This window comes from Mycobacterium intermedium, from assembly GCF_002086275.1.
In the GTDB taxonomy this organism is placed as follows: Bacteria; Actinomycetota; Actinomycetes; order Mycobacteriales; family Mycobacteriaceae; genus Mycobacterium; species Mycobacterium intermedium.
This window is the reverse complement of the sequence record NZ_MVHT01000325.1, coordinates 1-419: the sequence shown is the minus strand read 5'-3', so window position 1 is coordinate 419 and position 419 is coordinate 1. Positions and strand designations below refer to the sequence as shown.

Below are 419 nucleotides of genomic sequence, written 5' to 3'. Positions count from 1 at the left end.
GGCGGCATTGGTGCTGCCGGCGGGCTCGACACCGCCGGCGAACAAGGCGGTCAGGGCGGCACCGGCGGCACCGGAGGGGACGCGGGCGCGGGCGGCGCGGGCGCTGCCACCGGCGCGGCAGGTGTCGCGGGGTCGGGGGGTCAAGGCGGCAAGGGCGGCACCGGCGGTAAGGGCGGGGCCGGTTTGGACAGCGTCGTCGCCGGCGGTCAAGGCGGGCAGGGCGCAGCCGGCGGCAAGGGCGGCACCGGCGGCACCGGCGGCGCAGCCGGCGCGGGCGGCGGCGGCACTCAAGGCGTCGGCGGCCACGGCGGCACCGGCGGCCAAGGCGGTATCGGCGGCCAAGGCGGCATTGGTGCTGCCGGCGGGCTCGACACCGCCGGCGAACAAGGCGGTCAGGGCGGCACCGGCGGCACCGGAGG

Annotated in this window: 1 protein-coding gene; it reads left to right on the top strand. The window is 80.7% G+C overall.

The window, feature by feature from the left end:
• A partial coding sequence (locus BST27_RS35240) for a hypothetical protein (protein ID WP_211285348.1) occupies positions 1–419 on the top strand: 419 nt, incomplete at both ends.